Below are 24,336 nucleotides of genomic sequence, written 5' to 3' on the forward strand. Positions count from 1 at the left end.
GGTAAAGGCGGCAGGGACCGTCACTCAAAATGAAGCATTTCAGGCGGTAAAAACGTCACGCGCGCCCCTTCCGTCCAGACGAGGGAGGCCACGATTTCCTGAGGTTCGTAAATCTGTCGCAATATTGCTGCATAAGCGGCCATTTGCCGGCGGTAAGTTTCGGGCACAGCGTCGAGACGCTGCGGGGGCTTCTGATTGGTCTTGAAATCACAGATATAAAGTCGCCCTTCCGTGAAAGCGTATCGATCCACCTGCCCGACAATCACACTCTCTCCGACAAGCCCTGTAATCGTCTGCTCCGCCCTGGAATATGGCCCAAAAAGGGGCTTCAACATCGGGTGGTCAATGACGCCCAGCACGTCATCCGCGAGACGCGATCTTGTCGCCTCATCTAGGCTGAAACCAGTCTGACCCAACCATCTCAGCGCGCGCGCGCGCCTCTCCGCCTCCGGTAAATCCGGCAGAAACTGCAATAGACGGTGCATGATGAGTCCACGGCGCAGCGCCTGCGCGCGCGGCCCCGGTGATGTCATGTCCAGAGGCGAACGTGAAGGCGGGGTCGGGCCAAAAACATTTCCCTCAGGTCGGCTCGGTGCCAGAGGGCGCACAATGCGCGGTTCATCCCGTGGCGGCTGGGGCCGCCATAAAGGAGCCTGCCCGAAAATGGCGGGTAAAGGTGTCGGACTGGCATTTGCGTCTGACTTTACGCCCGCCGCACTGCCCTCATTGGATGCGCCGACGAAGTCGACATTGATTTTTGGCGGCGGCAGAATTTCGTGAATAAGGGTCTGCCCCGCCCAGCCTCGCGTGAAATCTTCCTCACGCGTTGGTAATTGCGCAAATCCCTCGGCGCAAAGCCCATACCAGTCATCGGCCTCATGGCCTTTTTTGCCCGGCTCCCATCCGCATATGACGAGCCAGTCCTTTGCGCGGGTCAGCGCAACGTAAAGCAGGCGATGACTCTCCTCCCGCACAGCTTTGACGCGCTCCTCCTTCGCTGCGGCGAGGGCGGGGGCGTGGCTGGCGCCGCGTACCGTCATGAAAGGCACATCGGCCGCACCATCTTTTACAGTGATGTAGCTCTCCTGCCCCCCGCCCTGCGGTGCCGTGTCCGGCAAAATGACGAGGCGGGATTGTAATCCTTTGGAGGCATGGACCGTCATGATGCGCACCGCGCTGCTCTCAGCCTCTGCATCACGTTTCACCGCGCCGTCACTTTCCTGCAACCAGGCGAGGAAACCCTGCATGGAGGGCGCATGCCCCGCATCATATTGCAGCGCCATCGTCATGAGGTCATCCAGCGCGTCGCGGGCCTCGACCCCCAAACGCTTGAGGAAACGGGCGCGCCCGCCATAACGCCCCAGCGCATCGGCGAGAATGTCATAAGGCGCCGCAAAATCGAGACGCGCCTGCAAGCCGGAAATCATCTTCCAGGCGGATGCCCATGCGGGCCGCTCATGATGGCGCGCCTGCAATGTCACGATCAGCGGCCGCGCCCCCCGTCCGGCCGCCAATGCCATAAGCGACTCATCAGAGAGATCACCCAGCGGCGATGTCAGCACAGTGGCGAGTTTCAGATCGTCCTGCGGCAGAAGGAGCACCTCTGCAAGGGCAATCATATCCTGCACGGCAAGCTGGTCGGTCAGACTGGCGCGGATAAGGGTCGCCACATCGATATTGGCGGATTTTAAAGCGCGCACCAGCGCCCAGAGGAAAGGTGACCGACGCCGCACAAGGATCAGCACATCCCCGGGCGCAAGGGGCGGCTGACCGGGGCGGGGCGCCTGGCCGAGATGTTTCCGCAGCCACGCGGCAATGGCATCCGCCATACGTTGCGCGGTCAGGCGGGACGGGTTGGCGCGCCTGGCTGGCTTCCATGGGTCAATCGCGTCATCCTTCTCCACGCGCAGAAGTTTCGGCCAGATTTCGACACGGCCCCAATGGTCCTGCCGCGCCGGGCGATGGCGGGGTATGCCGGTCTCATCGCCCGCCTGAAACGCTGCCATCCCCTCCGCCGCCAGGGGGTTGGCAAAAACCGCATCGACAAGTTGCAGGACCGGCGCGCTGGAACGAAACGACACGTCAAGGCTGGGCGCACGCCATTTCTGGTTCGCCTGACGCACGCGCGCACTGAAATCGGCGCGCGCATCAAGAAAAGCCTGCGGCTTCGCCCCCTGAAAGCTGAAAATAGATTGCTTGAAGTCACCCACCGCGAAAATCGTGCGCGGTCGCAGCGCGTGGCTTTCCCGCATCGGCGCACCGGAGAAGAAATCTTCCGTCAGGGCGCGGGCAATATCCCATTGCGCAGGCGACGTGTCCTGAACCTCGTCAAGCAGAAGATGGTCAATCCCCCCATCAAGCCTGAAGAGCACCCAGGCCGCGCCGGGGTCCCGCAGGAGGTTCTGGGTTGCGGCGATGAGATCTTCATAATCGACCAGACCGCGCCGCGCTTTGTCACCATCGAGACGGCGCAGCGCGCCGAAAATCAGTGCGAGGCTGGTGATGCTTAAATGATAAACCTCATGCAGCCGATATTGCCGCAGGGCCGCCATAAATCGCGCCGCTTCGCTTTCAATCACGGTAATCAGATGCGCATGCGAGTCCTGATATTTCCTGCTGGCATAAGCGACGGGTTTGAGAGGCGTATCCTTTTGCGTCAGCAGAAGTTTGCGCCAGGCTTCTACGTCCCGCGCCTCTGTCGGTGTTTTCAGCCACAACATCATCGCTTCAAGTCGCGCGCGTGCCGCAGGTGTTGCAAACGCGGCGAGCTGCTCCGCAGCGTCACGCAGCCCGGCTTCATCATGCGGCGTCAGGCACGCTTTGAGAGCCGCGGATAGATCATCATGTTCAAGTGTCAGAAGACGCCGACAGGTCGTTTCCAGATCTTCCATCGTTGCGGAAAATATGTGCCGGAATCCGCGTAGAGACCCGCGCGCGCCATATAATTTTGCGGCGAACTCTTTAACGGAATCATATTCCCGCTTCTGGCTCAGCGCCGCGAAACGCTCTCCCAAATCTCTGGATGCGGCCTCAAGGACTTCCGTTTCCAGCGCCTGATGGAGGGCGGAGGCGGTATCGGGATCTTCCATCAACTGAAATTGCGGCGCGATGGCCGCCTCAAGCGGGAAACGTCTTAAAAGGGACTGGCAGAAAGCGTGGATCGTCCCGATCCGCATGCCGCCCGGGCAATCCAGCACCTGCGCGAATAAAGCGCGCGCCGCGCCACGTGTCGCCTCCGTACATGGCACATCCAGCTTGCGCAATTCCTGATCGAGCTTGTCATCAGACATCGTGACCCACCGCCCCAGGACGGATTGAAGGCGCGTTGCCATCTCCGCGGCAGCGGCTTTCGTGTAGGTCAGGCTCTGGATCCGCGCAGGGTCAATACCGGGGATGATCAGCATGTCGCCAGTCCGCGGGTCCGACTCTGCCAATGGCAGCATCAGGCGCAATAACCGGTCGATCAGTAATTTGGTTTTGCCACTCCCCGCCGAGGCGGACACAAAAACGGAAGCACGCGGGTCAGAAGCGTCGCGTTGAAGCCGCTCCGCCCGCGCGACGGCATCATCCAATGGCGCAATATTGTCGAGGTTGATGTCAGGCCCATCAGGCAATGCCTGGTTCATTCATCTGCCTCCGCGCTGATCCGCCACTCCTTGACGCGGGCCAGATGGCCGTAATCATCAAAACGCGGCGCATATTCCGGATAAGGTTGCGCGATATAAGGCATGTCCGGGTCGTCATATTGCGCCACCCACTCTTCAAGCCGCCGCACGCGATTCTCGGCTTCTTCGGCAATGTCGCCCTCCGACCCTTCGGCAATGATGACGACGCGATCTGACGCCGCATTGCCTGAGACGCGCCAATATTCCAACGAGGTGAAACTCTCCGCGGTGATGCCGTCAAAGGCACCACGCAGGATCATCGCCGCTTCCAGCCAGAGTTGCGAAGCCCAGCCTAAATCCGCATCCTTACGTTTCGGCGGTTGACCCGTCTTATAATCAATCACGCAGATCTGCCCCAACCCGTCACGATCAATACGATCCGCACGCGCTGTCAGATCAAATCCGCCCTGCGGCGCGTCCAGACGCAACTTGCCTGCGGCTTCCCCCCAGGATTGCGCCGGGTGAAAGGCCCGTCCCGCCTCAAACGCCACGATTTCTGTCGCAATCAGGCTGAAGCGGCCGCGCCACCAGGCCCGCATGGCAGGCCGCATCGGTGATCGCGCCAATCTCTCATGCAGCAGGCGCGTCAGATGGCCGACATCCCGCTTGTGGCCCTGAAGCCATTCCGCGAGCGCCTCATGCACAATGACACCGATATCGGCCCGCCCCGGCGGGGCGTTGATCGCATCAAGGGGGCGCAGTTTGAGGATATGTCGCGCATAGATGGTGTAAGGGTCACGCAGCCACGTATCGATTTCCGTGACGCTGAGGCGGCGGGGACGAAGCGGCACGGGTGGGCGCGGCGCAGGTTGCGCGGCGGACGTCGTCGGCCCCGCAGGCTGATCGATCTGCATTTGCCACGCGCGCGCGGGATGTTGCGGCAGGGACTGGCCACGACCTTCCAGGTAAGCGTGCATGCGCACCAGCCATCGAGACGGCACGGAAGGTGCATTTTCACGCCGCGCAACATGGGACAGGACGATATGGGACGCGCTGCACATCCCTGACACGAAATCGAATGCACTTGCGCCAATATCATGTTCCGGCGCGGGCAGGCCGATTTTGAGGCGCATGGGTCGACTCAACCACGGGCTCGGCTCAGCGATGCGGGGCCAGATCTGCTCTTCCAGCCCGGCCAGAACGGCGAGGTCAAATCGTTGAAGCCGCGCTTCAATGAGGCCAAGAATATAGACACGCGGATGCAAAGCGCCCCCCTCGCGCCCGCGCAGAATATGCTGGCCCATCACGGATTGCCCCTGCATGGAAGCCGCCAGAAAGGCGGGCAGGGTCGCAAAACCCTGCGCCCCGAGCAGTTCGGTAAATTGCATGAGGCCGGAAAGATGCTCAGCCAAAGCGTGCCCCGCCTCCCCGAACCATAAACGGTCCGCCCCTTCCGTCTCCGGCGTGCTGGCCAAAGCCTCCGCGACCTTGACCAATCGCGTCAGCAAGGTCGGGAGCGGCGCATCCCCGCATGTCAGAAGCGGATCGAGGATTTTCTCTAGGCGATTGATGAAGTCCTCAGGCGCAACGGGTTGATCGGGCCGATCCGCCAATTCGGCTTCCCCATCGCCCTCATCGCGGCAGCGCAGGCGCAGCCCTGCAAAACCCGGTGGCGGGGCGGGACCGCGGAGGACCATGCGCTCCAATTTGCGGGCGCTTGCGCGGCAGGCGCCCTGCGTCATCCCACAGGCTGAAAGCGGGTGTTTCAGCAGCGCCAGGAGCGGGACGGGCGCGAGTTCCGACGCGACAGCTTCAGCAAGCAGGCGGATGAAAACGGCTGAAGGCGTCAAAGCAAGCGCTTCACCCGCACTATCATCCGCGACAATGCCGAAGCGCAGCAGCTCGACGGAAACACGTCGGGCGATCTGGCGGTCTGGCGTGATCAGGGCCACACGATGGCCCGGTTTCTCCAACGCCGCACGCAGGATCATGGCAATGGCGCGGGCTTCCTGCTGCGGGTCTTCACAATTCAGGCTCGATAAACCGGTCAGATCACAGGGTTGCGGGTCACGCATCCATTGCGCTACACCGGCTGCGGGCGTCAGGGCGGCGCGCAACATGGCAACCCGGCCTGCCGGGATCGGGTCAACCCACGGAAAGCCCTGTGACCAGCGGGGAAGAGCCCCTCTCTCCACCCCCATCGCGTCCAAAATCGCCTTTAAGCCGGATTGCGGGTGGCTTTCAGGGAGAGCCGCCCAGAGCGCATCCTCCAATTCCTGATCCAGCCCCGGCAGCACCACGCAACCGCCAGGCAGGTTGGCGACCGTCGAGAGCAACATCCCGACGGAACTTGCAATATCCGTAAACCCGACAGCCCAGATCGGCAAAGTGGGCTGCGCCGCTTCCCATGCGGCCATCATCACTTTGACGACGTGATTTTGGCGTGCCACCGGATTGGTGACGCCCCCCTCCGTCAGATATTCCGGCCAGAACGCCGTAACGATTGCGAGGAAATCAAGGCAGCGCTGCCAGTGCGCGGCGAATTCACCATCATCCGCCTCCGGCAATCGCGCGGCGAGGTCAATTTCCGCGCGCTCCGCATCATCCATGAGATCCGCGAGCGCCTGGGCGAGGCTCCATGCCTGATCCAGCCCCGGACGCACCGCAAATGCATCGCCTGACCTTAAAACCAATGAAGATAACGCGGCCAGACGCTGCATTTTATCACATGCGGGCGGCAGGGTCAGAAGCGCGTCAAGGGCGGACCTCAATCCTGTGTCAGCGCCGGATGCCGACACATATTGCGGGCGGAGCGTGAACTCCATGATTTTCTCAAGTTCGGAAAACGGGACGATCCGCGGCAGCAACATGGCCTCGCCATCACATAACCGCAGGAAAGCTTCCGAGACCTGCATGGCGGCGCGACGATTCGGGACGATGATGACGCCGTCAGCCGCCTGATGCGCCGCCCCTTCCATGATGCGTTGCCATTGACTGGCGACGACGTCAAAAAAACTGTCAGAAGCCGCGACCGCGACCACACTCATGCCAGACGCTCATGCCATCCGGAGATCATGATGTCGCGCGGGCCATTCTCGACGCTTTTCGCCGTGTCTTTCGCACCATGCGCCTTATCCGGCTCGGATAAATGAATATGCAGGGCATGGGCCGGCAGATATCGACCGGCTTTCTCCGGCCATTCCACCAGCATGATGGCCCCCTCATCCGCGTCCAGCCCGAGTTCCTGCATGGCATCCACCGCGTCAAGGCGCCAGAGGTCATAATGGACAATATCGCCCGACGGCAGATTATAAAGCTGAACCAGCGCGAAAGTGGGGCTCGGCACATCAAGCTTCGCGTCACCCGCCCGGGCGCGGATGAAAGCCCGCGCGAAAACCGATTTCCCCACACCCATTTCGCCATGAAGCGCGATGACGTCACCCGGCATCGTCACCTGCGCGACTTTCCGTGCGAGGGCTTCTGTTTCTTTTATGCTGGCCACATGGTAGCGCAAGGGTTGTTCTGTCATCCTGCTTGCTTAACATGAAAAAGATGATGATGCGCGTGCGTTGTACCGTGAAACGGCCCGGAGCCGCACCCTTACCCCGCACCAAGGTGAGAGGACCGACGCGCGGTGCCTGACGCTTTAAGCCGAGACGGTGCGTTCGGTTTCTGATAAGCAACGGCGGGGCGCGATAGATTATAGGTGACAAACATGCCGCAAACACCATTGGAGACTGACGTAGCGATTATCGGGGCCGGGCCGACAGCCCTCTTCGCGGCGTTTGAATGCAGCATGTTGCACCTGAAAACGCTGCTGATCGATACGTTGGATGAGGTAGGCGGACAATGTGCGGCGCTCTATCCGGAAAAACCGATTTACGACATCCCCGCGCACCCCGCCATCACGGGCGGTGCCTTGGTTGAAGCCCTTGAGGCGCAGATTGCACCATTTAATGTGCCGCGCCTTTTAGGACATCAGGTGACGACACTCAGCGGCTATCGCGGTGCATTCCGCCTTGGCACGGATAAAGGCGCGCAGATCCACGCCAAGGCGATTATCATCGCCGCCGGTGCGGGCGCTTTCGGCCCGAACCGCCCGCCTCTGGACGCGCTCGGCGATTTTGAGAAGAGCGGCGCCGTGCGTTATTATGTGCGCCGCAAATCCGATTTCACCGATAAAGATATTGTGATTGCCGGTGGTGGCGATTCGGCGTTGGACTGGGTGGTTGAACTTTCCGATATCTGCCGGAAAATCCATCTTGTCCATCGTCGCGACCGGTTTCGTGGCGCGCCGGAAACGCTGGCGCGGGTCGAGTCCTGCATCGCCTCCGGGAAGGTTGAAAAAATCGTTCCCTATCAGCTCCATGCGCTTCATGGCGAGGATGGGACACTGGCGGAAGTGGAGGTGATTGACCTTGAGGGAAAAACCCGCCGCCTTGCTGCGACGCATCTTTTGCCTTTTTACGGCCTCTCGACAGATCTCGGCCCGATTTTGGGCTGGAATCTCGCTGTGACGCGGAACACGTTGCCCGTCATGCCCGTCACCATGGAGACAAGCCAACCCGGCATTTTTGCGATCGGCGATGTCGCCAGTTATCCCGGCAAACTCAAGCTGATTTTGCAGGGCTTCAGTGAGGGTGCAATGGCCGCGCACGCCATTTATCCTATTATTTATCCTGAGACGGCGTTGCATTTTGAGTATTCGACCAGTAAAGGCGTGCCTCAACCGGGGTGATGAAGCGACATCAGGCGGGCGCTGACACCTTTAAGACTTAACAGTAAAATCTGGTTTTGCTACGGTATCGATATGAAGCACGCGGACCCGCCAAAACAATATGACCCTGCAATGGCCCTCTCCGCGCCCGATAATGGTGGCCTATTAACGATCAATCTCTACGCCATTGGTGAGAATTATCAGCGTCTGGTCAGGGAAGTCGGCCCTTCAGTCGATGTCGCCGCTGCTGTCAAGGCCAATGCTTACGGACTCGGTGTCGCGCAGGTCGCGCCTGTCCTTTACGCGGCCGGATGCCGACGTTTCTTTGTCGCAACACGCGATGAAGCGCTTGAATTACGCGCCATCATGGATCGCTGCGCGGACGGTCAAAGCGGTCAAGACGTCACTATTCACCTCCTTAACGGGCCTTTCACGGATGGTGATGCAGCCCTGGCGGCGGCCCGCATCAGCCCGATCATTAACAGCCTCACCCAACTGACACGTTGGAAGAGCGTGCTTGCGGCGCATGACGATGCGCCACAATGCGTGCTGCAGTTCGATACCGGCATGTCACGCTACGGCATGTCGCTTGCGGAGGCGCAGCGTCTCGCGCGGGAGCCCGAACTCTTAGACAGGGTTTCCATCGCTTTCACGATGAGCCATCTCGCCAATGCCGATGCCGCATCCGACCCGCGCAATGCCGCCCAACTGGCCGCGTTTGAGGCCATCCTGGCCTGCCTCCCGCCCGGTCCCTCCTCCATTGCCGCTTCGAGCGGCATTTTTCTTGGAAAGCGCTTTCATCGCGACGTGGTACGCCCTGGCTACGCCCTTTATGGCGGCAACCCGACGCCGGGCCGCCCGAACCCGATGGAGCCAGTGATCGCCCTTTACGCCCGTATGATCCAGGCGCGGACCGTGCCGGAAGGCGCGGAGGTGGGCTATGGAAGCACCTTTCGCGCCCCGCGTGTAAGCCGGATCGCGACGCTCGCCATCGGCTATGCGGACGGGCTGTTACGCAGTGCCGGCGGTAAAATTTCCGTCGTGCATCCTGCCTTTCCTGACATTGCCCTCCCCTGTATTGGCCGCATATCGATGGACAGCATGGCCATCGATATCACGGATCTGCCGATAACTGATCTTGCGGAAAATACCCTGTTCGAAATGATTGGCCCGCATCGCCCTCTGGATGACGTCGCTACCGCCCTCTCAACGATTGGCTATGAGGTGCTGACATCATTGGGCGCGCGGCATTTCCGCGTTTATCATGAGGACCCTTCATGAAAATTCTTATTCTCGGCGCCGGTGTGGTCGGCGTGACAACAGCATGGTATCTGGCTGAGGAGGGTCACGACGTCACCATTATTGACCGCCAGCCCGGTGTCGCGATGGAAACATCTTTCGGCAATGCAGGGCAGATTTCTCCCGGTTATTCGACACCCTGGGCCATGCCCGGTTTGCCTTTAAAGGCCGCGCGCTGGCTTCTGCAGAAGGAAAGTCCGCTTGTCATCCGCCCGGGCGCGCTGACGCCCATGGGTCTGCGCTTTATGACGCAGGTCCTGGGAAACTGCACGCATCACGCTTACGACATTAATAAAGGCCGGATGTTGCGCATCGCGGAATATAGTCGCGACTGCCTTATAAAACTGCGTGAGAAGACGGGCATCCAATATGAGGGTCGCCAGAAGGGGTTGATCCAACTCTTCCGCACGCAGGCGCAGATTGATCATGCGCAGGAGGATATACGGCTTCTTGCAGAAAATGGCGTGCCCCATGATTTTCTGTCAACGCAGGAGATTCTGACCCATGAGCCCGGGCTTGCGGGCGCGCGCGCACGCCTGATGGGCGGGTTGCGCCTGCCGGGTGATGAAAGCGGCGACTCCTTTCTTTTCACGAAACACCTTGCGGAAAAAGCGGCGGCGCGCGGCGTCAAATTCCGGTTCCGTGTGCAGATTGATGCGCTCGACGCCGCCTCTGACGCGATATATGGCGTGCGCACCTCTGAAGGGCGTCTGACGGCAGATGCATATGTTCTGGCTATGGGAAGCTACGCGCCACGCTTCCTCAGGCCGCTCAACATCGAAATGCCGGTCTATCCGGTCAAGGGCTACTCCCTGACAGCGCCCATAACCGACCCGACATGTGTGCCAACGGCGACGGTCAATGATGAGACCTTCAAGGTCGCGATCACGCGGTTTGATCAGCGCGTGCGGATCGGCGGCACGGCGGAACTGACAGGTTACAGGACGCAGCTTTCAGCAGATCGCCGGGCGACGCTTGAGCGTTCTTTTTCCGAACTTTTCGGTGGGGCTGATTTACGCCAGGCGACATACTGGACGGGCCTGCGCCCCTGCACGCCGGATGGAACACCCATTATCGGACCCGCAGGGCGCTACCGCAACTTGTGGCTTAATGCCGGCCACGGCACTTTAGGGTGGACAATGGCATGTGGCTCCGGCCAATTACTGGCGCATCGAATCAGCGGGAAGAAAACGGAGATTCCTGCCCTTGATCTCTCGATCGATCGATATTCAGCCTGATCGCATAACCACCTTTCCCATCCGGCGCTTGCTGAAACGCGCGTGACGACGCGGGTGCGCGCTGGCGGGTCGTGCGACGCTTCCGCTTTTAAAAAGGCGGAAGCACGCCGCGCGGCGCCTTATCCCGGATCAGCCGGGCTTTGAGGGCGCATCATTTCGCGTGAAAAGCACTCCATATCGTTTTGAGCGGTAATCGCATTCTATCATTGCGTATAAATTAAATTTATGTCGCATTTGAGGATATTGTTATCGTTTATGCGATTATTGTTCAGGATAATAGTTGTCGAAAAAAGACATCGTTTCAGGTTTTACCGAATCGATTCCATTTTTATATTGATTTGAATGGTCGCCATGGGATTAAAATAATTTAACAATCAATTTAACGAAGCAGGATGCCCATGGATAATTTGCTGCCGCCCCTATCCCAGTCCGCGCATCCCCATTTTGATGAGCCATCAACCGCTTCGCCACTCCCGCAGGCCGTGACGGATTTCCGCGCGACATCCGCCCCGGTTGATCCGCCAGACGCCGGGATGCGGCATGACGCCCTGCCTGCTACAAAGAGCGGCACACCCGTGCTGGACGTTATTGCGGCACACCAGCAGACGGCGGAATATTTTCGGCACGTGACAGGCTCCGAAACGCTGCTGGCCGCGACCCACCTTGCGTCAGCGCAATCCCCGACGTCCGACCATCCGGTAATGTCATCTCTGGCCAATGCGGGCCGGGGCGCGTCGGAATTACTGGTGAACAGCGCCCTGACCGCCAACTTCGCAGCCTCGCTCATGAAGCCGGCTTCAACGGCGCTTACCTTCCTGACAGGTGACACGGCTTCAATGCAGCCGGTAACAAAACCTGTCACAGCGCCAGATCACGCACCCGCCGCCGATCACGCATCATTGATCACGCTCAATGACGCGTCTGACCTGCAATCCCAGCCATTGAAGCTGTCCTCTTACAGTATGGACCTCGGGCCGATTTGGGAAGTGGCGCCGGGCGGAGGGTGGACAACAGGTGGCGGCGATGGCGGATGGAATATCAGCATCGGACCGATCAACCCCGTCATGCCGGGCTTTTATCCCCCGCCCGTCAGGCTGCCTTCCCCCGCAGAGATGCGTTGGAACGACGCGCATTCACCCGATGCGATGGCCACTTACGGCAATATCTTCCGCGATGTCTTCGGTCGCAACGCGTCAGATGTTGATCTGAACTGGGCCGCCCAGCAGGTCGGCAATGGATGGACGATTGAACAATATCGATGGGACCAGTCGCACACTGTAACGGCTTTCGATATTTATCGCGGCGTTTTCCGCGATGTCCATGGACATGACGCAGCCCAGGTGGACGTTGATTTCGCGGCTCAAAAAATTGGCCATGGCGCGTCCCTCCAGCAATATCGCTGGGACGAGGCCCATAATGATGAGGCACTTGGGCGGGAATATAAGGCTGTCTTTAAAAGCGTCCATGGACGTGAAGCGCAGCAGGTCGATCTTGATTTCGCCGCTCAGAAAATCGGTTATGGCGCGTCTCTCCAGCAATATCGCTGGGATGAGGCCCATAATGATGAAGCACTCGGGCGGGAATATAAGGCGGTTTTCAGAACCGTTCACGGGCATGATGCGCATCAGGTCGATATCGACTTCGCGGCGCAGAAAATCGGCAACGGTGCCTCCCTTGAGCAATATCGCTGGGACGAAGCCCATAATGATGAAGCTCTTGGACGGGAATATAAGGCTGTTTTCAGAAGCGTTCATGGACGGGACCCGGCGCAATCTGATCTGGATTTCGCCGCGAAGCGCATCGGCACAGATACGTCCGTGGATCAATATCGCTGGGATGAGGCGCATGGCGATTATGCGCGTGAGAATTACGCAAAACTCTTCAAGGAGATTCACGGGCGTGACCCGGCGCAATCTGATCTGGACTTCGCCGCAAAGCGCATGGGCACGGACACGTCCATGCAGCAATATCGCTGGGATGAGGCGCATGGCGATTATGCGCGCGGCAATTACGCAGAACTCTTTAAAGATATTCACGGGCGCGACGCGACGGCCGCCGACATTGATGACGCCGCAAAGCGCATCGGTACGGACACATCCTGGCGGCAATATCGATTGGAGGAGACGCGCAGTGCCGATGTGGTGGCAAGAATCCAACGATCCTACCAGCAGATTTACACGAGCAGTGCATCTTCTGCCGACATTGACGCCATCGCGCAGAAAATCGCCGATGGCGCATCCTGGCAGCAATATTGGAAGGACGAGGCGAACAGCCCCGCCGCGCGTGCGGGTTACGCGAACGCCTATAAAAACATCCACGCGCATGACCCGTCTCAAGCCGATATTGACTGGGCCGCCGAGCAGATCAGCAATGGTTATTCCCTCAAGGATTATCGCACGATTGAGGCCCAAAACGCCGAGTCAACGCGCGCCATCACAACGATCAGTGAGGAGGTGAATGGCACAGCGCCGACAGAAGCGCAGCTCAAACAAGCGCGGTATTATCTGGGAGGCGGGTGGGGCCTCGATTACGTCAGGATTAAACTCGCCTATTCTCCTGAAACAGCGAATCGTCTGTACAAACTTTATGATGACGCTGTTGCGGGCCTTGGTGACACATACCGTGAGACCATAGAGGTCGGGCGCGAGGTTTTCGCTAAAACGCTGCAATATGCAGTAGCTAATAAAGAGATTATTTTCGAAAATATCGTCGCAGCTTCGTTAGCAAGATGGATCCCAGGCACACTCGCTAAATATCTCGCCGCCTCCATCATGCGTGAGGGCATGGAGCTGATTTCGGATACGATATCCAGCAATACGTCTCATCAGCCGAAAATCACCCTGAAGGAACCGACCCAGGACGGCGCGACCGATTATTACCCGTCACCTTCCGTTGTGACGTTGCGAAAATATCTCGACGCCTACTTTCAGACCGATGATGACGATCTTGTCGCGCATATCTCCTCCCTCCCGATCAGTGAGCGCCTCCCTTATCTCAAGGAACTCACGGGCGCGACGGAGGAGGAACTCCAAACCCTGCTCATCATGGCGAACGCCCTCCCGGACGACCCTGTCGCGGCGCCCCCGGGGGGAAATGGTGGCTCCGACTCTTCAGATAATGGCGGTGGCCCGCCTGATGATGATGATAAGAACCTCGACAAATTCCCGAAGCTTGGCCAAAGTGACGGCGGGCCCGGGACTTATGTGAAAGCAAATGAAAGTTTCGGCGAGGAAGCCGCCGCCTATCAGGAACGCGTCACTGGCACACCGCAGGGAATGGCGTATCGTGTGCCGAAAGGTAATAATGAGTTTGTCAAATTTGACGGTTACGATGCGGAGCGCGATGTTTTGCAGGATGCGAAATATTACCGTAACTGGCCGTTGCCGGATAAGGAGTTCAGCCGTGATTCTGTCATGACTCAGATACGATCTCAAGTCGATGCGGCGAAAGGTAGAGCGATCGAGTGGATTGTGCCGAGCCAGGATGCCGCGGATCGGATCTTGGAAATACTCGACGGGGCCCGTTTCGATTTGGACAAAAATAATTTCAGTGTGAGGGTTGTGCCCTAATGAAAAATTCACTTCTTATCCAAGCTGGAGGCGTTGACAAAATCCTGACGGCTCAGGAAAGCATCGAATGGAATCAAGCATTCCTCAGGCGTCTCTGTAAAGAGACGCCGTGGATGTCACCTTTCTCCGTTTGCGGAACGACCGCCCGACACGGCAATTTGAAGATTGAGGAGGATTTTTCCAATTTTGAGGAAATGTCGAAACTCGCGCAATCTGATTACAAGAAAGGCGGATTTCGCAATGTGGGCAAGCCGGGTGTCTACGCGCTCTTGCCCGATTCATATTCGACTATCGGATTCAACTTAAGTTACATTGATGGTTACGGCGTTAAAAAGTCCAAAGAACGTTGCGCAATAACAATCCTCTCACCAGCTTACACGGAAGGCGTCAGCGAACTGCGCGGTCTCGCTTTTTCCTGCGATTTTTATGGGGCTGGAGAAGTTAATGCGGCTTGGCTCGAAAAAAAAGCAATTGAACGCGTCACCTCTCTCTTCACGAAATCATTTATTTCCTGCGTTTCCTTCCTGATTGCCACCAGCGTCATCTATCGGAGTTGCCGCACAGGTAAATCGCTGTCAGGCGAAACGCTGTCGAATGAGGGCGGCCCGATCATCGGCCCCATCACCTATTTTGGAAAAGCCGCCATCATTGACGTCCTCAAACATGAACCCGACATGCAACCCTATGGCAACGGGCTTCTCCTTCGACTCACTGACGACATCGCGAATGCCGAACGCCCCGAAATCGTCGCGCGCCTCCACGCTATCCGCCGCAAACTACAGGATGCGGGCATCAAGTCGCTTGAGCAGGGCATTAATCGCGCCGATTGGGGGTGCGACGGCTCCAGCGTTCTGCAGGGTGAGCCCGAATTTCAATAACTAAGAACGAAGGATTGAGGCATCGCACGGCGCGCTAGGCACGGCTACCGGGCCCCTAGCCCCCGTCTGCGTAAGCGGCCCACCTGTTTTTCAGCCAGATCGTGCAAATCCACACGACGCCTGAGCCTCCGACCCCGCCGCCTATCAGGAACGCGTCACCGGCACACCGCAGGGAATGGCGTATCGTGTGCCGAAGGGGGATGGGACCTACGTTAAATTTGACGGCTATGACGCCGAGCGCGATGTTTTGCAGGATGCGAAATATTACCGTAATTGGCCTTTGCCGGATAAGGATTTCAGTCGAGATTCCGTGATGACTCAGATCAGATCTCAAGTCGAAGCGGCAAAAGGAAAGGCAATCGAGTAGATCGTGCCGAACAACGACGCGCAAGAACGAATTTTGCAGACTTTTATCAGAGAGCGTTACAACGCTGGTGAAAACAATGTAACAATCCGAGTTCAGCCATGAGATCTAATTGTCTGTTGATACACTCAAGAGGTGTCGACAAAATTTTGTCGATGCAGGAGCATATTCAATGGGGTCGCGCATTTTTGCAGCGATTTCATGAAGAAACCCCGTGGCAATTGCCATTTTCTGTAAATGGCACGACACGTCGCCACGGCAATTTGAAGGTCGAGAAGGATTTTTCAAACTTTGAAGAGATGCTGAAACTCGCTCTCTCCGATTATAGAAAAGATGGTTTTCGAAATGTCGGCAACCCTGACGTAAACGACCTTCTGCCTGTCTCCTATTCGTCGACCGGTTTCAGGCTTTCATGTAGCGACGGATACGGCATCAAAAAATCTCGTGATCGCTGCTCACTATCGATGGGCTCTCCTGCTTATTCTGAAGGGATCGGCGCTCTGAGAGAGTTCGCCTTCTCATGCTATGACTTCAAGCCAGGCGGGATCAATGCACCTTGGGTTGCTACCGGAATGATCGGCCACGTCATCGAGGTTTTGAAGGAGTCCGTCGTTTATTGCGTGGACCTCACCTATACGACTGAGAGATTGGTACTCGCTTGTATAGAGAATGATTTAGAGGCCAAATATGATGTCTACATGAAAGGCGGCCCGATCATCGGCCCCATCACCTATTTTGGCAACCCCGCCGTTATTGACGTCCTCAAGGACGAACCCGACATGCAACCCTATGGCGATGGGCTCCTCCTTCGACTCACTGATGACATCGCCAATGCCGAACGCCCCGAAATCGTCGCGCGCCTCCACGCCATTCGATGTAAACTTTTGGATGCAGGCATCAAGTCGCTCGAACATGGCATCAATCGCGCCGATTGGGGGTGCGACGGCTCCAGCGTTCTACAGGGTGAGCCAGAGCGCTGGGAGCGCACGCCAAAAGATTGAGGTCATCGGCGCAACCGCCTCATCACCCATAAGGCGCAGCGACCCGACCAAACGGCGTGCGCCACTTTCATGTCTTGACTGCGCCTGACCTCAACCGGCATCCATCTCGCCGCCCCCCACACACAGTGCACAAAAAAACGGGGCCCGCGCGGCCCCGTCCTTATGCATCGCGTTTCGCAGCTTTTACTGGGCGGCTGACGGCGCCGTTTTTTTCACATGGTGTCGATGGCGGTTTCCACATTTCTTGTGCTTATGGCCCATCGCCTTGCAGTGCTTACCCATATCTTTTTCACAGGATGGCGCGTTTTTCGCGCCTTGCTCACCTGCGATGTCCGTGGCTGGCGCTGCCGATGCCGGGGCTGCCGACATGCTGGCTGCCGGCTGGGCCGGTGCATCGGTGGTGACCTGCGCGAAAGCGAAAGCCGGCGCGCCCATCATGGCGCATGCCGACATGATGGTCAGAAAACGTCGATTAAAAACGGTCATGTTGACCTCCTTGTTGAAACGAGTCCGGTCACATGACCGGCCATGACAACGCACCGGAGCCCGGTGAGTGAGGTGACGCTAGCAGGGAAGAAAATAAGTCGTAAGCTACAAAATTAAATTAAATCTCGCCCATGTCATCGTTTTGCAAACGTTTTGCCACGATTTGAACATCTTTCTTTGTAAGCCGTGGGTCAAGCGGGACATAACTATCAGAGATTCTAACAGAAAGACAAAAAAACCCCCGCCTTTCAGCGGGGGTTCTCAGGCTCAAGACTTTCCGATACCTTAATTTGACGATGTTGACTTCGCTATTCTTTTACGCTCATGCGGGTCAAGATAGCGCTTCCGCAAGCGTATGGCGGAGGGCGTGACCTCAACAAGCTCGTCATCCTCAATATAGGCGATCGCCTGTTCAAGGCTCATGCGACGCGGCGGGGTCAGAAGCAGCGCATCATCCTTGCCAGCCGCGCGGATGTTCGTCAGCTTCTTTTCCCGGACAGCATTGACTTCAAGATCGTTCTCACGGGAATGCTCACCGAGGACCATTCCCAGATAGATCTTCTCTCCTGCCTCAACAAACAGCGTGCCACGATCCTGAAGTGAGAAAAGCGCATAAGCTGTTGTCGCACCATCCTCGGCGGAAATCAGAGAGCCATTCCGGCGCCCTTCAATATTGCCTGCATGGGGACGATAACCGGCAAAAAGGCGGTTCATGATGCCCGTGCCACGCGTATCGGTCAGGAATTCGCCATGATAGCCAATCAACCCGCGCGAAGGGATGAGGAAGGTCAAGCGTTGTTTCCCACCGCCGGAAGGCCGCATATCCTGCATGACGCCTTTGCGCAGCGACATCTTTTCAACCACGACGCCGGAATAAGGCTCATCCACATCCACCAGAACCTCCTCAAAAGGTTCCTCCCGCTCACCCGTTTCCTCATTGGTGCGGTAAAGGACGCGTGGGCGGCCGATTGTGAGTTCAAACCCTTCACGCCGCATCGTCTCAATCAACACGCCAAGCTGAAGCTCCCCGCGCCCGGCGACTTCAAACGCCTCACTTTCAGGACTTTCCGTCACTTTGATGGCGACGTTTCCTTCCGTCTCCTTGAAGAGACGGTCACGGATCTGGCGCGAGGTGACTTTTTTGCCTTCACGTCCGCCAAGCGGGCCGTCATTGATCCGGAAGGTCATGGAGAGGGTCGGCGGATCAACCGGTGTGGAGGGAAGCGGGCTCTCCAATGCGGGGTCGGCAATCGTATCGGGAATGGTCGCCTCGGACAATCCAGCAACCGCGATGATGTCACCGGCTTCCGCCTCATCAACCGGCACGCGCTCCAACCCGCGGAAGGAGAGGAGCTTCGTCAGACGCCCTGATTCGATCACCTTGCCATCCGGACGCAGCACCCGGACCGGCATATTCATACGCGCGCGGCCCTGCTCAATCCGTCCTGTCAGGATGCGTCCGAGGAAGTTATCGCTCTCAAGGATTGTCGCGACCATACCGAACGGCGCTTCCTTATCGAGGCCCGGGGACGGGACATGGCGCAGCACGAGGTCAAAAAGCGGTGAAAGATCCTTGCGCGGCCCGTCCATGACGTCATCCGCCCAGCCCTGACGCCCGGAGGCATATAGCATCGGGAAATCCAACTGATGTTCATCCGCGCCCAGCGCCGCGAACAGATCGAAGATTTCCTCATGCACCTCATCGGGACGCGCATCGCTGCGGTCAATTTTATTGACGACAACGATGGGACGCAGGCCACGGGCCAAGGCCTTGCCCAGCACGAATTTCGTCTGTGGAAGCGCACCTTCCGCCGCATCGACAAGGATGATGGCGCCATCCACCATGCTCAGAATGCGCTCAACCTCACCGCCGAAATCAGCGTGGCCCGGCGTGTCAATGATATTGATGCGCGTATCCTGCCAGACGACAGATGTGCATTTGGCCAGGATGGTGATGCCGCGCTCACGCTCCAGATCGTTACTATCCATAGCCCGCTCGGCAACGTGCTGATTTTCTCGGAAAGAACCGGATTGTTTCAGCAGCTGGTCAACGAGTGTCGTCTTGCCATGGTCAACATGGGCGATGATCGCGATGTTGCGAATGTCCATAAGAGATTCCGAAAATGATCCGGCCCGATGTCAGGCGGAAATGATAAGGGCGCGCCCGCACCTTGCGAGTACAATGTGCCCGGCTTCGGCTTTGAGCTTACGCTCAGGGTCGAGGCACGGGGCACGGCGCAGACCGCATTGGGCAGGACAATCTGCCTGTCTTCTGCACAATTTTGCCTTTGAAAGCAAATGAAAGCCGCAAAAGCGCGGAATTTTCACGCGCCAGGCGGGGCCCACCCCATGGGCATCAACCTAACGGCCCGGTTGAGGGTGCGTTCCCGCCTCCGGCGCGTTTCAGGCCAACGCAAACGCGGCATCCGGGCGCGCCCCTATGCGGGCAATGACGGAGGCCGCCGCCGCATGGCCTGCCTGCGCACAGGCAATCAGATCACGCCCGCGCGTGTAGAATGCGAGGAACCCGCCAGCAAATGCATCGCCCGCCCCGGTGGAATCCACGAGTTTGACGGGATGGGTCGGGATGGTGGTCACGTTTTTTCCTTCAATAATGACAGCGCCCTGCTCCGACCGGGTGATCACCGCCAACATGGCGTCATCTGCAACATGGCGGATGGCTTCGTCAAAATCCTGCGTCTCATAAAGCGCGCATATCTCTGCCTCATTGGCAAAGACAATATCGATATGATGGCGGATCAGCTCCAGAAACGCCGCGCGATGCCGGTCGACGCAGAAAGAGTCGGAAAGCGTCAATGCCACCTTCCGCCCCGCTTTATGCGCCATGGAAGCCGCTTCCCGAAAAGCGGATTGCGCCTCGGCCTTATCGAAAAGATATCCCTCCATATAGAGAATGGAAGCCGAGGTGACGAACGCCTCATCAAGATCGTCACGATTAAATAAAGTGCTGACGCCGAGATAAGTATGCATCGTTCGCTGCCCGTCCGGCGTGACAAGGACAATGCAACGCGCCGTAGGCATGGCCGCATTTTCGATGGGTTCTGAGGGGAAGCTGATTCCCTGCCCCCGCAATTCCGCAATATATTGACGCCCCGCCGCATCGGCGGCGACCTTACCGAGATAACCAACACGTGCACCGATACGATGCGCCACGACGGCCGTATTTGCCGCGGAGCCACCGCCCATGACTTCTTTCGGCGTGATCATCGACTCAATATGCGCCGCTTCCTCCGCATCGACGAGCCTCATCGCCCCCGGCGTTGCACCTAAAAGCGACAATGTCTCGGGAGAAACAGGGGCGAGAATATCGACGATGGCATTACCGATACAAAGCAGATCAAGGGCGGCTTTTGACATGAGATCTCCAATGACTTGACAGGGGCAGCCGGGACGCCCCCCTTATTATGGTAACGACATCATAAAGATTTTTGTGGATTATGCCAGTAATGACAGATCTTAACCCGACCTTCATCGCCGTCATGAATAAAGTTTGAGTGGTTATGAGGAAACTCATAGCCGCCTCAACTTTTTAACATTATGATTTCGGGAGTTCGCTGCCGCCCTCCTGCAATATACGTAGCCCGCGCCGCGAAACTAAACCGTCAAACTGCCGACGCCTCGTGGAGATTTTTCGACCCCGACATGCGATATTGAGGAGGTGAGCATGTTTAAAAAACGTAAGACCGAAACAACGGACAAACAGGAGACCCCCGAAAAGGAAACCGGAGCAGCCGAAATCAAGGCGCCCACCCCCCCGCCGCAGGACCGTGTCGCGCCTGTGAATAAGCCACCCACCTTTACCCCACCCCTTATGAAGGAAGCCTCATCCATGTCCCGCAGCCCATTTGCCGCTCCCACTGGTCAAAATGCGACGACCCGCCCTATCCCCGGCACGCTTGGCGTGCAGCAATCAGGTGACAAGGCTGAGCGTCGCACCCTTGTTGTTGGTCGCGGCATTTCGGTGCAGGGCACTGTGCAGGATGCTGAGAGACTTGTCGTTGAAGGCACGGTTGAGGCCAACATGCTTCAGGCGAAGGAGCTTTACGTCGCGCAGGGCGGCGTCCTGCGTGGTGAAGTCGAGGTTGAAGACGCGGAACTGGCCGGTGAAATCGACGGCACCCTGACCGTGAAGGGCAATCTGACCGTCCGCGCCACCGGACGACTGATCGGCAAAACACGCTGCAAGCGTCTTCAGGTTGAGGAAGGTGGTCAGATCTCCGGCCATCTGGAGATGATCCTTGACAGTGCAGGCCCCGGCGCTGAGAAGGCCAAGTTCACCGTCGCAGATCGTGAGAAATCACCCGCCGTCTGATCGACTCTAAATATAAAAAGGGCAGGTCGCGCTTCCCCGTGGCGCCCTGCCCTTTTTTTGTCGCAATATTGTCGTCGGGGAATTAATTGCCTCGCAATAAGCTGCCTAATTTCCGGAATTGTCCCGCCTGTCGCGTAATTTGACGTAAGCGACAGCGCAATGTTCTGCGCAATAAGGTTTGCCGGGGACTGGCTTTGCCCCGCAGAACCTGAATTCTGGCGTTCCCGGATCACCAAAGGGCCAGCAGCAGGATGGCCCGCGCTTGATGCCGCTATCGACATTGAGGGGTTTGAGAAGCGGCCTAAGCTCCTTTTCCGTCAGCGCCTTCTCCGCCGCGCTCACTTTAGGCGGTGTGGCGGCAGGGGCCTTCGCAGTGACGGATGGCGCGGATGGCGCTTTTGCCGGCGCTGCCTTAGCGCTTCGCGCGGAGGCCGTCCCATCCGGCGCAGAGGGGGCGGGTCTCGTGCTCACTGGCGCGGGTTGCTTCGGCGCCACAGGCGTGGCCGATACGGATTTCGGGGCCGGAGGCGACGCTTTCACCGGTTTTTTGCCGGAAGCTGGCGTCTCAGCCGGCGCGCTCACCTTTTTCGGTTGTGTCGCCTTCGCAGCGGATCTCGAGGGCTTTTCTTTGGATGCCGTAGCAGATTTGGCAGGCCGCCCCCCTGAACGAATCGGTGATGGACGCGGAGGCAGGCCCAAACGATGTGCTTTCCCGACAACCGCATTTTTAGTGATGTTCAGTTGACGCCCGATTTCAGCGGTGGAGAGCCCCTGCTGCCATAGCTCCTGCAGGCGCGCAATTGTTTCATTCGTCCATTCCACGACCAGAACTCCTCCGACATCAACTGTCGGTTTATACCCAAATCTCGTTGAGATTACGCAAAATGAGACTTCCTGACGCGATGTCAAGTAGCGCTTTTCGGTTGACCGCCATGACGTTCAGGAGATGAGGGGTCACCGCGCTCCGTGAAGGCGATTTTTTGCCCGTCAATATAAATCGCCTGCCTGCCGGAGAGGAATGCGAGCGCCGCCGCCCCGAACACCTCGTGACGCCACCCCGACAGGGCTTTGACGTCGCGCGCGCCCAGAGCAATGCGATCAATATCGTCATTATTTGCGACCAGACGCGGCGAGACACGGTGCGCCTCACACTGGATGGTCAGTAAAAGCCGCAACAGCGCGACAACACCGGCGGAAGGCTGCGCATTGTCCGGACGTTTGGGGAGGCGCGGCAAAGCCTCATCCGGCAGTGCGCACCCCTCGTGAATTGCGGCAAGCAGCCCCTCGCCGGATTTACTTTGCACAAACCCGCGCGTCACACCGCGGACACGTTCCAGAGCCTGCGCATCGGTGGGGCGGGTGGCGGCGATCTCAAGCAGACTTTCATCCCGGATAACGCGTTGGCGGGGAATGTTCAGCTTCTGCGCCTCACGCTCCCGCCAGGCCGCGACTTCTCTTAAGAGGCCCAGCATACGCCGATTATGGGTGCGGGGCTTCAGACGCTCCCATTGTTTTTCCGGGTCAGGCTGGAAGGTCGCGGGGTCCTGCAATATGGCAAGTTCGGCCTGCGCCCAATCCTGTCGTCCGGCTGCGGCAAGTTCATCCCGCAAAGCTTCGTAGACTTCACGCAGATAGGTGACATCCGCCGCGGCGTAATCGCGTTGCGCCGGCGTCAGAGGGCGGAGGGACCAATCACTGAATCGATGCGCCTTATCAATGCTGCGCCCTGTCAGGACCTGCACCAGTGAGTCGTAACCGACCTGGTCCCCGTATCCGGCCACCATTGCGGCGACCTGCGTATCGTAAATCGGTGTTGGCAAAGCGCCGAAAAGATGCAGGAAAATTTCCAGATCCTGACGGGCGGCATGGAAGACCTTGATGCAACCTTTCGCCTGAAGGAGTGCGGCGAGCGGTCCCAGATCCATCCCCTCGGCACAGACATCAATCAGGGCCACATCCGTCGCACCGGCGAGTTGCACAAGACATAATTCTGGCCAATAAGTCTTTTCCCGCATAAATTCGGTGTCGATTGTGACGAAAGACTCGTTTGCAAGGCGTGTGCAGAGTTTTTCCAGCGCCGCATTCGTGGTGATCATTTCGGGTGCCGGATAACGCGGCTTGGGGGCCGGGCGCTTTCTTTGCAAACGATGCTCCTTCGGGTCGAGAGGAAAAAATTTGTGACTCAACGTGATAACGGGCCTGACGGGCTGACGCAACTCGGGCAGAAAACACCCACGCCGCAAAGCCCGGAAGAGGCGCATCTTGAGGCGGTCGCTGCCCCGCATCGTGGTCAGGATTACGTCATTCGTTTTACCGCGCCTGAGTTTACATCGCTCTGCCCCATCACCGGACAGCCTGACTTCGCGCATATCGTGATCGACTACATCCCTGACGCGCTGATTGTTGAAAGCAAGTCCCTCAAGCTGTTTCTGCAAAGCTTCCGCAATCACGGGGCTTTCCACGAAGATTGCTCTCTGACGATCGCGCAGCGTATCGTTGAAAGATTAAAGCCGAAATGGCTGCGCATCGGTGCTTACTGGTATCCGCGCGGCGGCATTCCTATTGATGTTTTCTGGCAGACAGGTCCGGCACCATCCCATGTGTGGCTCCCCCCGCAGGACGTCAAACCTTATCGCGGCCGCGGCTGAACCGATTCGATATGCGCGCTCGCGCTGTTCCTCTCAAAGTAACGATGATTTGATCACGTAATCGCGGTTTTGCCAGCCATTTCACCTCGGTGGAAAAAATTTTTAAGTTGGTTGGCTTTAGATTGTGGCATAATTTAACCCTGCGTTTAGATTTGGGCAGCTTTACGAAAATTCTGCTTTGGGCGAATGCGGCGCAAT

General features: G+C 58.0%; 17 protein-coding genes. 9 read left to right on the plus strand and 8 right to left on the minus strand.

Annotated elements, in window-relative coordinates; genetic code table 11:
* Positions 1 to 20 precede the first annotated feature (20 nt).
* From addA to tsaE, 3 genes are read right to left on the minus strand one after another with little or no spacing between them, the layout of a single operon-like run.
* Positions 21 to 3,626, minus strand: a complete 3,606-nt coding sequence (gene addA, locus N5W20_RS06520) for a double-strand break repair helicase AddA (protein WP_319806355.1) — start codon at positions 3,624 to 3,626, stop codon at positions 21 to 23.
* Positions 3,623 to 6,652 (minus strand): double-strand break repair protein AddB, encoded by a 3,030-nt coding sequence (addB, locus tag N5W20_RS06525; protein WP_319806356.1) that lies wholly within the window; start codon positions 6,650 to 6,652, stop codon positions 3,623 to 3,625. The genes addA and addB overlap by 4 nt, the downstream gene beginning before the upstream one ends.
* Complete coding sequence (gene tsaE, locus N5W20_RS06530) at positions 6,649 to 7,134, minus strand: tRNA (adenosine(37)-N6)-threonylcarbamoyltransferase complex ATPase subunit type 1 TsaE (protein ID WP_319806357.1); 486 nt, start codon at positions 7,132 to 7,134, stop codon at positions 6,649 to 6,651. Before tsaE ends, addB begins: the two co-directional genes overlap by 4 nt.
* 186 nt (positions 7,135 to 7,320) lie before the next feature.
* Between tsaE and N5W20_RS06535 the strand changes: the two genes are divergently transcribed.
* The 7 genes from N5W20_RS06535 (at position 7,321) to N5W20_RS06560 (ending at position 16,671) form a co-directional block, all read left to right on the plus strand.
* On the plus strand, positions 7,321 to 8,343 hold the full coding sequence (locus N5W20_RS06535) for an NAD(P)/FAD-dependent oxidoreductase (RefSeq protein ID WP_319806358.1): 1,023 nt from the start codon (positions 7,321 to 7,323) through the stop codon (positions 8,341 to 8,343).
* Positions 8,344 to 8,415: 72 nt separating this feature from the next.
* Complete coding sequence (gene alr, locus N5W20_RS06540) at positions 8,416 to 9,603, plus strand: alanine racemase (RefSeq protein ID WP_319806359.1); 1,188 nt, start codon at positions 8,416 to 8,418, stop codon at positions 9,601 to 9,603.
* Positions 9,600 to 10,859: a D-amino acid dehydrogenase gene (locus N5W20_RS06545; protein WP_319806360.1), complete on the plus strand. Its 1,260-nt coding sequence runs from the start codon at positions 9,600 to 9,602 to the stop codon at positions 10,857 to 10,859. The genes alr and N5W20_RS06545 overlap by 4 nt, the downstream gene beginning before the upstream one ends.
* A 398-nt stretch (positions 10,860 to 11,257) precedes the next feature.
* On the plus strand, positions 11,258 to 14,428 hold the full coding sequence (locus N5W20_RS06550; RefSeq protein WP_319806361.1) for a Tox-REase-5 domain-containing protein: 3,171 nt from the start codon (positions 11,258 to 11,260) through the stop codon (positions 14,426 to 14,428).
* A gap of 113 nt (positions 14,429 to 14,541) precedes the next feature.
* Positions 14,542 to 15,306, plus strand: coding sequence for a hypothetical protein (locus tag N5W20_RS06555; RefSeq protein ID WP_319806362.1), 765 nt, complete (start codon positions 14,542 to 14,544; stop codon positions 15,304 to 15,306).
* Between the two features lie 175 nt (positions 15,307 to 15,481).
* Positions 15,482 to 15,673 carry a hypothetical protein gene (locus tag N5W20_RS09625; protein ID WP_408869392.1) on the plus strand — a complete coding sequence of 64 codons (192 nt, stop codon included), beginning with the start codon at positions 15,482 to 15,484 and terminating at the stop codon, positions 15,671 to 15,673.
* A 146-nt stretch (positions 15,674 to 15,819) separates the two neighbouring features.
* Positions 15,820 to 16,671 (plus strand): hypothetical protein, encoded by an 852-nt coding sequence (locus N5W20_RS06560; protein ID WP_319806363.1) that lies wholly within the window; start codon positions 15,820 to 15,822, stop codon positions 16,669 to 16,671.
* Positions 16,672 to 16,854: 183 nt separating this feature from the next.
* Here the strand turns inward: N5W20_RS06560 and N5W20_RS06565 are convergent, their stop codons facing one another.
* From N5W20_RS06565 to N5W20_RS06575, 3 genes are all read right to left on the minus strand, one after another.
* Positions 16,855 to 17,157 (minus strand): hypothetical protein, encoded by a 303-nt coding sequence (locus tag N5W20_RS06565; protein WP_319806364.1) that lies wholly within the window; start codon positions 17,155 to 17,157, stop codon positions 16,855 to 16,857.
* A gap of 285 nt (positions 17,158 to 17,442) precedes the next feature.
* Positions 17,443 to 19,266 (minus strand): translational GTPase TypA, encoded by a 1,824-nt coding sequence (gene typA / locus N5W20_RS06570; protein WP_319806365.1) that lies wholly within the window; start codon positions 19,264 to 19,266, stop codon positions 17,443 to 17,445.
* A gap of 294 nt (positions 19,267 to 19,560) precedes the next feature.
* Positions 19,561 to 20,535: an adenosine kinase gene (locus tag N5W20_RS06575; protein ID WP_319806366.1), complete on the minus strand. Its 975-nt coding sequence runs from the start codon at positions 20,533 to 20,535 to the stop codon at positions 19,561 to 19,563.
* A 307-nt stretch (positions 20,536 to 20,842) separates the two neighbouring features.
* Between N5W20_RS06575 and N5W20_RS06580 the strand changes: the two genes are divergently transcribed.
* The gene (locus N5W20_RS06580; RefSeq protein ID WP_319806367.1) at positions 20,843 to 21,490 is read left to right on the plus strand and encodes a bactofilin family protein; all 648 of its coding nucleotides are present in this window, start codon (positions 20,843 to 20,845) and stop codon (positions 21,488 to 21,490) included.
* 105 nt (positions 21,491 to 21,595) lie between these two features.
* Here the strand turns inward: N5W20_RS06580 and N5W20_RS06585 are convergent, their stop codons facing one another.
* A complete protein-coding gene (locus N5W20_RS06585) occupies positions 21,596 to 22,318 on the minus strand; it encodes a GcrA family cell cycle regulator (RefSeq protein ID WP_408869442.1) in 723 nt (240 codons plus the stop codon).
* A gap of 77 nt (positions 22,319 to 22,395) precedes the next feature.
* Positions 22,396 to 23,586 carry a ribonuclease D gene (rnd, locus tag N5W20_RS06590; RefSeq protein WP_319807856.1) on the minus strand — a complete coding sequence of 397 codons (1,191 nt, stop codon included), beginning with the start codon at positions 23,584 to 23,586 and terminating at the stop codon, positions 22,396 to 22,398.
* Positions 23,587 to 23,637: 51 nt separating this feature from the next.
* Here rnd and queF point away from each other — a divergent pair, with 51 nt between their 5' ends.
* Positions 23,638 to 24,138, plus strand: a complete 501-nt coding sequence (queF, locus tag N5W20_RS06595) for a preQ(1) synthase (protein WP_319807857.1) — start codon at positions 23,638 to 23,640, stop codon at positions 24,136 to 24,138.
* The last annotated feature ends 198 nt before the right edge of the window (positions 24,139 to 24,336 follow it).

This window comes from Candidatus Kirkpatrickella diaphorinae, assembly GCF_025736875.1.
GTDB lineage: Bacteria > Pseudomonadota > Alphaproteobacteria > Acetobacterales > Acetobacteraceae > Sorlinia > Sorlinia diaphorinae.